This window comes from Paenibacillus campi (genome assembly GCF_034659835.1).
Taxonomy (GTDB): domain Bacteria; phylum Bacillota; class Bacilli; order Paenibacillales; family Paenibacillaceae; genus Saccharibacillus; species Saccharibacillus campi.
This window is the reverse complement of record NZ_JAXSQZ010000008.1, coordinates 1-13,226: the sequence shown is the minus strand read 5'-3', so window position 1 is coordinate 13,226 and position 13,226 is coordinate 1. Positions and strand designations below refer to the sequence as shown.

The following is a 13,226-nucleotide window of genomic DNA, read 5'->3' as shown; positions in this document are numbered from 1 at the left end:
AAAATATAACTATAGTATAGCATGTTAAGCATTCTAAAAATGCACAAAAATCTAAACTTTATTCCGTACTTTTTACTATTAAGTTATTTTATGTTCATTTAGCTTATAATCACTACAGACACAATTATACCAGAAACAAATATATTAATTTTTTAATATAATTTGATATAACACTAAACTAAAGACAGCTAGACATAAACAAAAAGAATTTACTCCCCCCGCTGCCGCATCCCCTCAAACAACAACACCGTCGCCGCCATCGCTGCATTCAGCGACTCTGCCTGCCCCTGCATCGGAATCAACACATGCTCTCCAACCAACTCCGCCGTTTCCGCCGAAATTCCTTTCCCTTCATTCCCAATCACAATCCAACCCCCACTGCGAAAATCAAACTCATAACAAGACTTCTCCGCCTGTAGCGACGTACTCACTAGCCGTATCCCTTGCTCCTTCGCCGCAGGCAGCACATCTCTCAAATCCGCCTCCAACACCGGCACATGAAACAGCGAACCCATCGTCGAACGAATCGTCTTCGGATTGTACAAATCCGCACAGCCCTTCCCTAGCACAACCCCCTTCGCTCCTGACGCATCTGCACTGCGAATAATCGTCCCCACATTACCAGGGTCTTGCACACCGTCCAGCACCATCACCAGCGCGGATTGTTCCTTCAGCAAGCTGGACAGCAGTGCATTGCGCTTATGCACAATCGCAAATATGGGCTGCGGTGTACGTGTATCCGTACATTTTTCCAATATCGCCTGTGACACCGCTACATATTGTGCACCACCTGAATATGCCGCGATATCTTCCTTCAGCTCCGCCGGAATCCCTTTCTCCGTATCATATACGATATATTGAATATCCCAGTCACTACGCAGCGCTTCGCTCACGAGATGAATGCCTTCAATAATAAACTTATCCAGTTTGTCACGGTGCTTCTTGTCCAGTAGGCTTGCCCATTCTTTGACGCGGGCGTTTTGTGTCGATAATATTTCCATTAGTCCTCCATGTCCATTTCCAGTTTGATCAGATCATGTTTTTGCCCGACGATGACGACGATATCGTCGGCTTCTAGTCGTTCTTCCGGGGAAGGGGCGATGTTCATATGGTTGTTGCGCTTAATCGCCATCACATTACAGCGATAGCGGGCGCGGATGTTCAGTTCGATCAGATTGCGGCCGACCATTGAATCGGATGCTTTCATTTCGACGATGCTGTAATCGTCGGACAGTTCGATATAGTCGAGCACATTGGGCGACGTCAGATGGTGGGCAACACGAACCCCCATATCCCGCTCTGGGAAAATAACTTTATCTGCACCGATACGCTGTACGACTTTGGCATGCAGATCGTTTTGCGCTTTGACGAGTACGGTTGGAATTTCCATTTCTTTTAGGATCAATGTCGTCAGGATGCTTGATTGAATATCTTCGCCAATCGCGACGACTACAACGTCAAAATTACGCAAGCCGATCGCTCGCAGCGCTTCTTCGTCGGTCGAATCAGCGACTACCGCCTGGGTTACGATATGCGATACTTCCTGTACACGCTGCTCGTCCGAATCGATTGCCAGCACGTCAAAGCCCATTTCGCTCAGTGTACGGGCAATGCTAGAACCGAAGCGTCCAATCCCGATAATTGCGTACTGCTTTCTTGCCATAGTGTACCTCCATATATTGTGCCAAATAAAAACAGACTGTCCGGCAGGCAGTGATACCGTTGTAGGCTGCCGGACAATCTGCGATTATAGGTTAATTTCGGATCGTTATTGTTTACGGAGCAGTTTGCAGGAACTGGGCATCCGGATTTTTCTCCATTGCGGTACGCATCGCATACTCGTTTTCGAACAGGACAACAAAATTGCCTTTTTTGTCCTTCACCAATGTCGAGTTAATACGGAATTTGGATGGATCGAGGTTCTCCGCAACAACCCAGCGGGCAAATTGGAACGGCATACGCTGCAATTGCACATCGACGCCGTACTCATTTTTCATCCGGTATTCGAATACTTCGAATTGCAACTGACCGACAACGCCGAGAATCGTATCGTCAAAGCTGACGGTATTGAAAATTTGGATCGTACCTTCCTCGGTCAGTTGATCCAGTCCTTTTTGATATTGCTTGTATTTGAGCGCATTTTTCGCCGTAACTTTGGCAAAAATTTCTGGCGAGAATGTCGGCAACTCGTCGAATACGATGCTGCTGCCTTGGCTAAGCGAATCGCCAATCCGGAAAATACCTGGATCGAACAGACCGATAATATCGCCAGGATACGCATCCTCTACGATATCCCGATCCTGCGCTAAAAATTGCTGCGGCTGTGCCAGTTTGATATCTTTACCGACACGCACATGTTTCACGCTCATGCCACGCTCAAACTTACCGGAGACGATACGTAAAAAAGCGATCCGGTCGCGGTGAGCCGGGTTCATGTTCGCTTGAATTTTGAATACATAGCCGCTAAACTTCTCATTCGTTGGCTCGATTAGACCTTCCGTACTGCGGCGTGGCTCCGGTTTTGGTGCTAGCTCAAGGAAGTTCTCAAGGAACGTTTGCAGACCGAAGTTGTTGATCGCACTGCCGAAGAAAATTGGCGTCAATTCGCCGCGCAACACTTTTTCATAGTCAAATGGATCGCCAGCTACGTCCAGCAGTTCGATATCTTGGCTCAATTGCTCATACAGGAAATCACCTGCCATTTGTTTGATGAGCGGATCGCGGTAGTCTTCGACTTTGCGCACTTCGATCTTAGAGTGATCGTCGCCCTGAAATAGCTCCACTTGGCTTTTCATACGATCATAGACGCCACACAGCTCGCGTCCCATACCAATCGGCCAGTTCATCGGTACCGAACGGATACCGAGTACTTGCTCTAATTCTTCCATCAGGTCAAACGGGCTACGACCTTCGCGGTCAAGTTTATTAATAAAGGTGAAGATTGGAATACCGCGCTGTGCACATACTTTGAACAGCTTGATCGTTTGTGCCTCGACCCCTTTCGCAACGTCGATCAGCATGACCGCAGCGTCGGCAGCCGTCAGTGTACGATACGTATCTTCACTGAAATCTTGGTGACCCGGTGTATCCAAAATGTTAATTCGATGTCCGTTATAATCAAACTGCATTACAGACGACGTAACCGAGATACCACGCTGCTTCTCGATCTCCATCCAGTCACTTGTCGCGTGTTTGCTCGCTTTACGCGCTTTGACCGTACCGGCAAGACGAATCGCACCCCCGAACAAGAGCAACTTTTCCGTCAATGTTGTTTTCCCCGCATCCGGGTGAGAAATAATTGCAAACGTTCTGCGTTTGTCGACTTCACGTTGCAATTCTGTATCTATCGTTTTACTCATGATCATGTTCCCTTCATCGCTTAAATAGACTGTTATTATTGTAACATATCCACAACAAAAACACCCTTATGTATAGCAAACATAAGAGTGTTTTCCTGCATTCATCGATGATTCTATTGTACGTGAATGAACGCTGCTATGTCTATCGTTTACGTCAAATTAGCGGCTATTTGCCGTCCACACCACATCATCCTCGTCCTGTCCGTTAACCGGCCACCAGTGGAAACCATCTTGCTCCAGCAGCTTATGCGTTTCTTCAGGACCCCACGAGCCAGCCGGATACGTCTTCACATCTTGTGGATGCTGTTTCCAGGCATTGTCGATATGATCGATAAAGCTCCACGCCGCCGCCACTTCATCCCAACGGGTAAAGTACGTCGAATCGCCCTGTGCCGCATCTTCAAGCAGACGCTCGTACGCTTCCGGCGAGTTGATGCCGATCATACAGCTCTGGCAAAACTCCATCGCCAGCGGCTGAATTTCAGAATCCGAGCCTGGCTTTTTGGCATTGATTTTCACGTAAATGCCTTCCATCGGATTGACGCGAATAACGAGCAAATTCGGTTCCAGATGATGTTTTTGACCGAGATATACATTGGTCGGCATCCGTTTGAATTCAACGATAATTTCCGTCGTTTTGACCGGCAATCGTTTACCCGTACGGATATAAAATGGTACACCTGCCCAGCGGAAACTGTCCACAAATACACGCGCGGCAAAATACGTCTCGGTATCGGAGTTCGGATCAACTTTATCTTCTTCACGATAGCCTTTCAGTTCTTTGTCACGCGACTTGCCTGCCGTATACTGGGCACGTACAACATTTTTATCGACTTCTTCAGGCGTAACGTACGGACGCAGCGAACGCAGCACCTTTACTTTCTCATCATGGATATCTTCCGGCATCAGGCGGCTCGGCGGCTCCATCGCGATCATCGCCAACATTTGTAACATATGATTTTGACCCATATCGCGCAATGCACCGGAATGATCGTAATACCCGCCACGTTCTTCTACACCGACCGTTTCGCTCAGCGTAATTTGCACGTTAGCGATATGCTGGTTGTTCCAAAGCGGCTCAAAAAAGGCATTACCGAAGCGAATGACCTCGATATTTTGCACCATTTCTTTACCGAGATAATGGTCGATCCGGAAAATCTCATCCTCTTTAAACACTTCATTAATTTCCGCATTCAGCTTACGCGCCGAATCGAGATCATAACCAAATGGCTTCTCAATCACCAGTCGGTTCCAACCTTCTGCATCGAGCATGCCGCCAGCACGCAGATTGATCGACACACTGCCAAACAGCTCTGGCGCAAGCGCAAGGAAAAAGAGACGATTACCCGGAATACCGAACTTCTGCTCCAATGCTTCGGTCTGCTCGTTCAATTCGCGGAATCCGTCCACATTGTTAATATCGAGTGATTTATACTCAAAATGAGCGGCAAATGTATCCCAATCTTCATCAGGCTTCACTTTATACCGGCAAAACTCATCGATGGAATCGCGCACATTGACGCGAAATTGTTCATTCGTACGCGGACGGCGTGCTACACCGATTACCGCAAAATCTTCCGCCAGCTTGCCTTCACGATACAAACTATAAATGGCGGGAAACAGTTTCCGACTGGCGAGATCACCTGTCGCTCCGAAAATAAAAAACACCGCGCTGGGCGCCTGCGTTGTATCTAACATAGGATTATCTGTCATGGCTCCTCCACTTTCTATGTAAATTTTTGGTGTACAAAAATCACGTCTGTAGATATGATGCTCATGATGTAATGATCAGCTATACGCACCGTGTCAACACAAGCTCTGTTTTACCGATATTATGGTCGGCTATTGGATTCCAGCCTTACTAGCCCGCAAAATATGACGTCTTACGAGTTTTATTTTACACGTCCAATGGATGAAGTCGCTCATATTGATCCGGCAAACGTATTTTATCATATTTACCCTCGTTTCGACCATCTGACCACATATCAAATGTACTTATACGCGCTCAAACTCAAGCTAATAAACATCCCCTACCACTATTGCAGCATCTTTACTCGGCTAAACCGTTTTTATACGCATAAATTGCCGCCTGCGTACGATCTTCCACGCCCAGCTTGGCAAGCAGATTGGTCACATGAAATTTGACTGTTTTAATACCGATAATGAGTTCGTCCGCAATTTCCTGATTGGATTTGCCCTGTGCAAGCAGACGCAGCACATCCATCTCACGCTCGGTTAATTGCTCATGCAGCGCACGTTCTACCGGCTCGCGGAAACGGCTCATCATTTTGGATGCGACCTGTGATTCCAGCACCGATTGTCCGCGCACGGCTGCACGAATCGCATCGGCAATTTCGCTTGCCCGCGATGTTTTGAGTAAATAACTAAACGCCCCCGCTTCGATGACCGGATACATCTTTTCATCATCCAGATAGCTAGTCAACACGATCACTTTGCAATTTGGATTGATCTCTAGCACTTTGCGTGTCGCTTCGATCCCATCCATACCGTCCATTACAAGGTCCATCAGCACTACGTCTGGATGGTATTCAGTTGCGAGCCGAATACCGTCCGCGCCGTTGCTCGCTTCACCAACTACTTCAATACCGTCCTCTGTATCAAGCACAGCCGCCAAACCGATACGTACCATTTCATGATCATCTACTAACAGTACTTTGATCAGTTCACTATTATCCATCTTATTATGCCCACCTGCTTTCTTCTGTATTTAAGGTTACGATTGGCACTACGATCTCGATGCGTGTGCCTTTGCCTGGTGCGGTAATATATTGGATCGTGCCACCAACTTCGTTAATGCGCTCACGCATCGTCGATAATCCGTATGATGTTTGCTTTGTATCATCCAGTTCAAAACCTACGCCATCATCACGCAGCGTTACCCGTAACGCATCTCCACGTTGCACGATTCGAATTTCCATCCGGCTTGCTTTGGCATGACGAAGCGTATTGGATAATGCCTCCTGTACGATGCGGAACAGATGATTTTCCACCCCTTTGACGAGCCGAATTTCTTTATCCATTTCCAGCACGATATCCATTGGGATTTTTGCTTTTAATTCGTGGACAAGCTCGCTAATGCCCTCATACAACTGCTTCCCTTCCAAATAGACCGGGCGCAAATGCAATAATAACGCCCTCATCTCAGACTGCGCTACTGAAGACATTTCTTCAATTAACTGTACTTGACGCTTGGCACGATCCGGGTCTTTGTCAAACGTACGCCCAACCGCCGTCGCCGTCATCGAAATTGCAAACAGTTGCTGGGATACCGCATCATGCAATTCTCGCGCCAAGCGCTGACGCTCCTCGATAATGGCAGACACACGCGCTTGCTCGGCAAGCTGGGCATTATCGGTAGACAAACGTTGCAAACTCGTAATCTGATCGCCCCATTTTTTGCCAATTCGATCCATTTGCTCGCTTAATCTCGCCCATTCGTCACTTCCCCATGTTGGTGCTGTCTGCGACCAGTTGCCCTTTTCCCACATTAACAATGTTTCACGCAACTTATCGATCCGCATCTTTAGCCGCAATGCATGATACAGACCAAATAACGCCCCAACAACGAGCACCGGTATGAGCAGCGCGATCCCGGTACGAACCCATGCCTCCCACGATTCCTCAATAACGAGATGACCGGACGAATAGAGCGCATACACAATGACAACTAATAAAAGGACTGCCAGCAGCAATCCCTCACTCATACTGCGGACAATCAGGTCGGCAGTTTTCTGCTTTTTCACTCGTCCGTCCCTCCATTCCGTCATGATTCCCGTACAGTTAACGATTTACACATACATCCCTACCACTTAAGCGGACAACCGAATATTTAAATCCCCTGCCACATAAAATATAATCAGCTTCACCTGCTGCACACTGTTATGATAATTGGGCGACTTCCACTCGACTCGATTCCAAATGCCCTGGCGGCGCTGCACACTTGAACGTTCATCCGAATCAAAACCGATCTGACCGAACAGCACATGCGCTTCAATCTCCACCCCGTACTCCTCTGGAATCGTAAAGTCCAAATCACCAATAATGCCGTGAAAATACAGCACCGTTTCCGCTTCCTCCGCCATCGCAAGCGACAGATCATAATCGATATCCCCAATCACATGCCATGAGCTTGTGCTTTGCAACATCCACGGATCACGATTATGCTGTGATGTTCGCACAAAGCCTTGCTGGGTACGATGCTTGTGCCCGCGATGCGCTTTGTTCGCCCGAATGTAAAACCAGCCGAGCGAAATCATTACAATCCCAAACAGCAGCATAATATGATCAAGCAACAGCAAGCCAATCCCGCTTGCCAGAAAAATATACCCTTGCCGCATCGTGCCACGGCGCAAACCAAGCACACCAATCAGCAGCAAAACAAGTGCGACAATTGTAAAAAATCCTACAAACGGTTCCAGCAAAATAAGCAATCCGAGCCCAATCAACACAACCGCGAGCGCTTCCTTCTTTCTACTCATGTCACACCTCCTTTACCGCCGATTCTAACTATTATTGGAAAAGCCATACCGCATGCATGAGACACACGCTGTATGGCTTTAGCCTTCACTATGACGTGTACATACACGTCATAGCATATCATATTATAAGCTGACGCTGTACATTAATCATTAATGTGTCGATTCGTCAGCCCGTCTTGCGCTTGATTCAATCGTTTTGGGAGTGGAAGGGCCAGCCAGCTTGCTTTTCAACAAATTAAGCTGCTCATCGACTTTCAGCTGCTTTTCCGCTTGTTCTGCACTAATATACGGTGTGTTGTAGCCGGAACCGTTATACGGTACACGCAGCACATCGGCTTCGGCTTCCATTTGCATAATTTTTTCTTCCATCCGGCTAAAGCCAAGCGATGCGCCGCCACGGTTCAGTGAATCGACCGAGTTAATTTTGGACATTTGCTTTTTCGCTTTTGCCATTTGTGCACGGGATACAAGCTCATTACGCTTATTGCGCATTTTGTAAAACTCGTCTTTCATTTCATGCAACTGCTGCATCAGACCAGCAACTTGCTCTTTCGCTTGAGCATGCATATCGCCATATTCGGTATACTTTTGATCAAAATACAGCTTTTCTTCCAGCAAGCGACGAGCGACTTCTTCCTGACCGCTTTTCAGCGCTGCGGTTGCCTGGCTCTCACGCTGTACAGCCATACGGCCCGCTTCTTCCAGACGCTGCTTCATCCGGCGCTCATTAGCCATTTGTTTTGCCACCGTTACCTCAGCCTGGTGAATCTCAGCCTCCATATCGCGCAAATACTGGTTCAGCATTACAATCGGGTCTTCCACCTTATCCAGCATTTCATTTACCGATGCTTTAGTCATATCTTTCAGTCGTTTAAATACTCCCATGTTATTGTTCTCCCTTCTCATATTGAGCAATTTTTTGGCGAAGTGCTTCAACTTCCTTACGAAGTGCCTTCGTTTCGATATTTTCCATCATAGCGTCCAAATTCGCTGTTTTGCGATTGAGCGGCTCTGGCTGTTCATGAGGCGGACGATTTTTGCCAAAATCACGCGAGTTGCTTTTATGTGGCGCATCGTACATATTCGGCTCATAAGCATTTTGCGAAGTGCCCCAGTAACCGCCATACGTATCACGCGGCCCACCATAACGATCCTCTTTAAAACGCGGATCATATGCGCCAAATTCAGGCGGATGGTACATTGGCGGTTCCTTCGGCACGATGAAAATGGAGATCAAATAGATCAACACCGTCGTGCCACCTGTAAATGGAATCGATAAAATAAACAATATTCGCAGCAAGGTCGCATTAAATTGAAAATACTGCGCCAATCCGCCGGTCAGACCACTAATAATTTGGTCTTGTGCCGATCGGTATAACTTCGGCCGCATATTCAGCCCTCCCTCCGTTGCTGATCAAGTTTACGTCTGAGACGCTCCAGTTCAGCATCTAGAGCGATCGTTTTGGCTGGATCGGAACCGGTAGTGTAACTGTCTTCACCCTGGCGAATATCACGCATCGCTTTCGCTTCGATCTCCCAGTCTGAGATACGATCTTCCAAACGGTTAAAAGAAGGCATATTCGACATACCGTTACCAAAACGACGGTTCATCTGTTGTTGTAAACGTAACGTCTCCATACGTGCATGGTAATATTCACGTTTGCTGTATACGATCTGGTATTCCGACTTCAGTGTATTGAGTTGGTACTCGATTTCGTTAAGCGCTTCGCGATTTTTGTCCAGCAGCTCATTATATTGTGTCTCTTTTTCTTCATACATCACTTTTTCCTGCAATGCCATCCGAGCCAGTTCTTCTTCCTCTGCCTTCAAAGCAAGCAACGCCTGTTCTTCACGCTTTTGACGCATGGCAGAAGCTTTATCGATATGATGCTGCAATTGACGGGTATGCTGCGAAATATTGTGGTGAAGCTGCTCTGCTTGCGCAATTTCATGACGGGTATCAAGCAAAAACTGATCAATTAGCTTAACCGGGTCCTGACTTTGCTCCAGCTTTTCATTTAAAGTAGCTACGGTAATATCCCGTATACGTTTGAACATGTTCATGGATACATATTCCCTCCCTTACGATAGTACAAATTTGAAAGCATAGTAAGCTGTCTCAAGTGAAAATTGTGTTCGAACCTGCCTTAACCTATTCATACTTAAGCGATCGTTAGATGGACAAACCGTAAATGTATTTGATACAAGCTACTAGGTAAAGCAGTCGTCAGGCTTACGATATTAAACGTAGGAGATGAAAGCCGTTGTTAAAACGGCGATGCCGGTAATTGTGCAAATCGCTTTTCAAAACATCTATTTCCAACCCATTGCATACGTTTGCCTCTACCATTCATTTAATATTTTGACGCCTATTTTGAATCGGTAAAGATGAATCTACTATTCATTATCGTCATGAAATCCTTATTCTTCCAGACCTATTCAATATCCTGCCAACTTACGAGCATCATATTAAATTTTACGAAAGTGCGATCGCTTTGAAGCCTCAACGATGATGCCACAATCGCTTTATTAATAAGTACGATGACGATTTTTCAACATATAAAATCCGCCAGCTACTAACGCGATTCCAATCATCGGTCCGATCAAAAACGACAGTTTGGAGAAAATCACGAGTGTACCGATGACTGCCAAAATAGTTCCCAGCACTTTACGACCATTCTGAAGTGCATAATAACCGAGCACGATGAGCGCAAGTGGGAAAATCAGTCCAATCAAATGGCTCATCAGACTATGTAACATGGGAGAAAGCTTACCAAACACCATCAAAACCCCGATTACAATCAATCCGACAGCCGCTACGCTTTTACGGTTAATATTCATTGTAATTCACCTCCCTTATCGGTATGTTTTGCCGTGTAACTTATGTGATTATGGTGAAACTTGTGCGATACATCGTTCATGTTATCGATGAGCAGTGAATCGGTAAAACGCTAGTTGACGTCCACCTGATGCTAACAACATCCCGGGTTGCCTCATTGCTGTCTTTCATATTTACATCTTATACAAATAACCGCATGCCCGAAATGGACTGCGGATGGTATTTTGACCTAGACCTTAGACGGGGACTGCACTAGACTGCAACAGCAGTCGATTCGTTTCCTAATAACATGTTGACCGAAATAGATGTTGACCATCCAAAAACAAAACAACAAAGATCATTTTCAGTTCGAGGATACAATAACACCATGAAATTTTGTATTGATACTAAATGAATAAAATCAAAACTACTACATAAATAAAATCAAAACAAAAAGACCCATCTTGTCTGAATTGTATTCAGACAAGATGAGTCTTATTTTACATACGCGCCCTAAGAGATTCGAACTCCTGACCTTTTGATTCGTAGTCAAACGCTCTATCCAGCTGAGCTAAGGGCGCAAAATAATACTGGAGGCGCCACCCAGATTCGAACTGGGGATAAAGCTTTTGCAGAGCTGTGCCTTACCACTTGGCTATGGCGCCGTATAAAATTAAAATGGAGCGGACGACGGGAATCGAACCCGCGACCCTCGCCTTGGCAAGGCGATGCTCTACCGCTGAGCCACGTCCGCTAATTTGAAAAATATGGCAGGGGGTATAGGATTTGAACCTATGCGTGACGGAGTCAAAGTCCGTTGCCTTACCGCTTGGCTAACCCCCTACAGTATTAAAAAAATAAAGGGCGATCGACGGGAATTGAACCCGCGAATGTCGGAGTCACAGTCCGATGCGTTAACCCCTTCGCCACGACCGCCATATAAATTGACAAAAAAAATTGGCAGGGGCAGCAGGAATTGAACCCACACTAACGGTTTTGGAGACCGCTGTTCTACCTTTAAACTATGCCCCTATAAAACTGGTGGAGGCTGATGGATTCGAACCACCGAACTCAGAGAGAACAGATTTACAGTCTGCTGCGTTTGGCCACTTCGCTAAGCCTCCATATGAAAGAAAAGAAAAAATGGTGCCGGCGAGAGGATTTGAACCCCCGACCTACTGATTACAAGTCAGTTGCTCTACCAACTGAGCTACACCGGCATATTGTTATAAAGATGGCTCGGGACGGAATCGAACCGCCGACACGAGGATTTTCAGTCCTCTGCTCTACCGACTGAGCTACCGAGCCGTAACTGATGTACTGCTATGTGTCGACTCTTAATTTCGATCCATAATGACGGATGTGTATATGAGCCTGTACTATAAATGGCGGAACCGACGGGATTTGAACCCGCGATCTCCTGCGTGACAGGCAGGCATGTTAACCCCTACACCACGGTTCCACTTTAATTGCGGGGACAGGATTTGAACCTGTGACCTTCGGGTTATGAGCCCGACGAGCTACCGGACTGCTCCACCCCGCGTCGTCAAAAGAAATTCATATGGTGGAGACTGAGGGGATCGAACCCCCGACCCTCTGCTTGTAAGGCAGATGCTCTCCCAGCTGAGCTAAGTCTCCATAGGACACAAGATATATTGTATCATTATTTTAAAGTCGATGTCAAATCGATTAGTATGTACAATGGTATCTTGCCATTCTTTCAGAAAGAATATGACCCGTAGGGGATTCGAACCCCTGTTACCTCCGTGAAAGGGAGGTGTCTTAACCCCTTGACCAACGGGCCTAGCAATTATAAAGAAGTATTATGGCGGAGAGAGAGGGATTCGAACCCTCGAGACGCTTGTGACGCCTACACGATTTCCAATCGTGCTCCTTCGGCCAACTCGGACACCTCTCCATATGGCTCCCCGAACAGGACTCGAACCTGTGACAACTCGATTAACAGTCGAGTGCTCTACCAACTGAGCTATCAGGGAATATTGTCCGCTCTTACGAGCGGTCGCTTACGCTTTCGAAGTCAGCTCTACTGCGTAAAGCTTTTAGGTCTTGCTTGTCGGCTTGGCGACGTCCTACTCTCCCAGGACCCTGCGGTCCAAGTACCATTGGCGCTGGAGGGCTTAACGGTCGTGTTCGGGATGGGTACGTGTGGAACCCCTCCGCCATCATCACCAAACCTTAGTTGTCGAAGCCTAGGCTTCGTCGTACCTTGTACAAGAAAATGAATTCCTTGGTACAAGCTACCCCTGACAGGTGTCAATCACCTGAAAACTGAATCCGAAACGAATCATCGCGTATAGAAGATAGGATAAGCCCTCGACCGATTAGTATTGGTCAGCTCCATGCATTGCTGCACTTCCACCTCCAACCTATCTACCTCGTCGTCTTCAAGGGGTCTTACATACTGGGAAATCTCATCTTGAGGGGGGCTTCACGCTTAGATGCTTTCAGCGCTTATCCCGTCCGCACGTAGCTACCCAGCGATGCTCCTGGCGGAACAACTGGTACACCAGCGGTGCGTCCATCCCGGTC

The 13,226-nt window shown here is 47.0% G+C and carries 11 protein-coding genes, 15 tRNA genes and 2 rRNA genes; all 28 read right to left on the bottom strand.

What is annotated here, in order from left to right; genetic code table 11:
- Positions 1-209: 209 nt before the first annotated feature.
- Positions 210-1,001 carry a TrmH family RNA methyltransferase gene (locus U1I11_RS17370; protein WP_322907392.1) on the bottom strand — a complete coding sequence of 264 codons (792 nt, stop codon included), beginning with the start codon at positions 999-1,001 and terminating at the stop codon, positions 210-212.
- Positions 1,001-1,663 carry a potassium channel family protein gene (locus U1I11_RS17365; RefSeq protein WP_322907391.1) on the bottom strand — a complete coding sequence of 221 codons (663 nt, stop codon included), beginning with the start codon at positions 1,661-1,663 and terminating at the stop codon, positions 1,001-1,003. Before U1I11_RS17365 ends, U1I11_RS17370 begins: the two co-directional genes overlap by 1 nt.
- Before the next feature lie 112 nt (positions 1,664-1,775).
- On the bottom strand, positions 1,776-3,359 hold the full coding sequence (locus U1I11_RS17360) for a peptide chain release factor 3 (RefSeq protein ID WP_322907390.1): 1,584 nt from the start codon (positions 3,357-3,359) through the stop codon (positions 1,776-1,778).
- Positions 3,360-3,518: 159 nt separating this feature from the next.
- Positions 3,519-5,072, bottom strand: a complete 1,554-nt coding sequence (gene zwf / locus U1I11_RS17355; protein WP_322907389.1) for a glucose-6-phosphate dehydrogenase — start codon at positions 5,070-5,072, stop codon at positions 3,519-3,521.
- Positions 5,073-5,409: 337 nt separating this feature from the next.
- The gene (locus U1I11_RS17350; protein ID WP_322907388.1) at positions 5,410-6,057 is read right to left on the bottom strand and encodes a response regulator transcription factor; all 648 of its coding nucleotides are present in this window, start codon (positions 6,055-6,057) and stop codon (positions 5,410-5,412) included.
- A 4-nt stretch (positions 6,058-6,061) separates the two neighbouring features.
- On the bottom strand, positions 6,062-7,123 hold the full coding sequence (locus tag U1I11_RS17345; RefSeq protein ID WP_322907387.1) for a sensor histidine kinase: 1,062 nt from the start codon (positions 7,121-7,123) through the stop codon (positions 6,062-6,064).
- Between the two features lie 66 nt (positions 7,124-7,189).
- Complete coding sequence (gene liaF, locus U1I11_RS17340) at positions 7,190-7,858, bottom strand: cell wall-active antibiotics response protein LiaF (protein WP_322907386.1); 669 nt, start codon at positions 7,856-7,858, stop codon at positions 7,190-7,192.
- A gap of 150 nt (positions 7,859-8,008) precedes the next feature.
- Positions 8,009-8,743, bottom strand: a complete 735-nt coding sequence (locus U1I11_RS17335) for a PspA/IM30 family protein (protein ID WP_322907385.1) — start codon at positions 8,741-8,743, stop codon at positions 8,009-8,011.
- Position 8,744: 1 nt separating this feature from the next.
- The gene (locus U1I11_RS17330; protein WP_322907384.1) at positions 8,745-9,248 is read right to left on the bottom strand and encodes a PspC domain-containing protein; all 504 of its coding nucleotides are present in this window, start codon (positions 9,246-9,248) and stop codon (positions 8,745-8,747) included.
- A gap of 2 nt (positions 9,249-9,250) precedes the next feature.
- Complete coding sequence (locus U1I11_RS17325; protein ID WP_322907383.1) at positions 9,251-9,922, bottom strand: PspA/IM30 family protein; 672 nt, start codon at positions 9,920-9,922, stop codon at positions 9,251-9,253.
- A 465-nt stretch (positions 9,923-10,387) separates the two neighbouring features.
- A complete protein-coding gene (locus tag U1I11_RS17320; protein WP_322907382.1) occupies positions 10,388-10,699 on the bottom strand; it encodes a LiaF transmembrane domain-containing protein in 312 nt (103 codons plus the stop codon).
- 484 nt (positions 10,700-11,183) lie between these two features.
- Positions 11,184-11,257 (bottom strand) — tRNA-Arg (locus U1I11_RS17315).
- Positions 11,258-11,267: 10 nt separating this feature from the next.
- A tRNA-Cys gene (locus tag U1I11_RS17310) sits at positions 11,268-11,341 on the bottom strand.
- Positions 11,342-11,355: 14 nt separating this feature from the next.
- Positions 11,356-11,430: transfer RNA gene (locus U1I11_RS17305), tRNA-Gly, on the bottom strand.
- A gap of 14 nt (positions 11,431-11,444) precedes the next feature.
- Positions 11,445-11,519, bottom strand: a tRNA-Gln gene (locus tag U1I11_RS17300).
- A gap of 20 nt (positions 11,520-11,539) precedes the next feature.
- Positions 11,540-11,612: transfer RNA gene (locus tag U1I11_RS17295), tRNA-His, on the bottom strand.
- Between the two features lie 22 nt (positions 11,613-11,634).
- Positions 11,635-11,708 (bottom strand) — tRNA-Trp (locus U1I11_RS17290).
- Positions 11,709-11,715: 7 nt separating this feature from the next.
- Positions 11,716-11,800 (bottom strand) — tRNA-Tyr (locus U1I11_RS17285).
- 20 nt (positions 11,801-11,820) lie between these two features.
- Positions 11,821-11,896, bottom strand: a tRNA-Thr gene (locus U1I11_RS17280).
- A gap of 15 nt (positions 11,897-11,911) precedes the next feature.
- Positions 11,912-11,984 (bottom strand) — tRNA-Phe (locus U1I11_RS17275).
- Between the two features lie 78 nt (positions 11,985-12,062).
- A tRNA-Asp gene (locus tag U1I11_RS17270) sits at positions 12,063-12,138 on the bottom strand.
- Between the two features lie 7 nt (positions 12,139-12,145).
- A tRNA-Met gene (locus tag U1I11_RS17265) sits at positions 12,146-12,219 on the bottom strand.
- A 19-nt stretch (positions 12,220-12,238) separates the two neighbouring features.
- Positions 12,239-12,314: transfer RNA gene (locus tag U1I11_RS17260), tRNA-Val, on the bottom strand.
- 94 nt (positions 12,315-12,408) lie between these two features.
- Positions 12,409-12,480, bottom strand: a tRNA-Glu gene (locus tag U1I11_RS17255).
- A gap of 22 nt (positions 12,481-12,502) precedes the next feature.
- Positions 12,503-12,594 (bottom strand) — tRNA-Ser (locus tag U1I11_RS17250).
- Positions 12,595-12,597: 3 nt separating this feature from the next.
- A tRNA-Asn gene (locus U1I11_RS17245) sits at positions 12,598-12,673 on the bottom strand.
- Between the two features lie 80 nt (positions 12,674-12,753).
- Positions 12,754-12,870: ribosomal RNA gene (gene rrf / locus U1I11_RS17240) — 5S ribosomal RNA — on the bottom strand.
- Between the two features lie 128 nt (positions 12,871-12,998).
- A 23S ribosomal RNA gene (locus U1I11_RS17235) occupies positions 12,999-13,226 on the bottom strand; the annotation flags it as partial.

Coding starts and splice junctions, on each gene's coding strand:
- U1I11_RS17360 (WP_322907390.1), bottom strand. CDS start 3,359: ATGAGTAAAACGATAGATACAGAATTGCAACGTGAAGTCGACAAACGC.
- U1I11_RS17365 (WP_322907391.1), bottom strand. CDS start 1,663: ATGGCAAGAAAGCAGTACGCAATTATCGGGATTGGACGCTTCGGTTCT.
- U1I11_RS17330 (WP_322907384.1), bottom strand. CDS start 9,248: ATGCGGCCGAAGTTATACCGATCGGCACAAGACCAAATTATTAGTGGT.
- U1I11_RS17350 (WP_322907388.1), bottom strand. CDS start 6,057: ATGGATAATAGTGAACTGATCAAAGTACTGTTAGTAGATGATCATGAA.
- liaF (WP_322907386.1), bottom strand. CDS start 7,858: ATGAGTAGAAAGAAGGAAGCGCTCGCGGTTGTGTTGATTGGGCTCGGA.
- U1I11_RS17370 (WP_322907392.1), bottom strand. CDS start 1,001: ATGGAAATATTATCGACACAAAACGCCCGCGTCAAAGAATGGGCAAGC.
- U1I11_RS17335 (WP_322907385.1), bottom strand. CDS start 8,743: ATGGGAGTATTTAAACGACTGAAAGATATGACTAAAGCATCGGTAAAT.
- U1I11_RS17325 (WP_322907383.1), bottom strand. CDS start 9,922: ATGAACATGTTCAAACGTATACGGGATATTACCGTAGCTACTTTAAAT.
- U1I11_RS17320 (WP_322907382.1), bottom strand. CDS start 10,699: ATGAATATTAACCGTAAAAGCGTAGCGGCTGTCGGATTGATTGTAATC.
- zwf (WP_322907389.1), bottom strand. CDS start 5,072: ATGACAGATAATCCTATGTTAGATACAACGCAGGCGCCCAGCGCGGTG.